Raw genomic sequence first — 230 nt, forward strand, 5'->3', positions numbered from 1 at the left:
CTGACGAAATATGCGGTATCCCTAGAAACAGGGAATATACTTAAAGCGGTGGCCGTCCAAAGAGGACAACTAAAAGGAAAGTCCCAAACAGATGCCGGAAAAGCAAAGTTATGGGTCTTAACAAAGGAGTTGGCGAGAGGATCGATACACCCTGCTCAAAAGTATATAGCCACAAAGCTAGGGGACGCAGGAGCCACGTTTACCAATGAAAAAGAGGTGGTGACCAAGTA

The 230-nt window shown here is 46.1% G+C and carries 1 protein-coding gene; it reads left to right on the forward strand.

What is annotated here, in order from left to right:
• Positions 1-230 (forward strand): hypothetical protein (locus JEM65_RS21885; RefSeq protein WP_199603880.1); only part of this gene is annotated, 230 nt, incomplete at both ends.

The organism is Gelidibacter salicanalis (assembly GCF_016469035.1).
Lineage (GTDB): Bacteria > Bacteroidota > Bacteroidia > Flavobacteriales > Flavobacteriaceae > Gelidibacter > Gelidibacter salicanalis_A.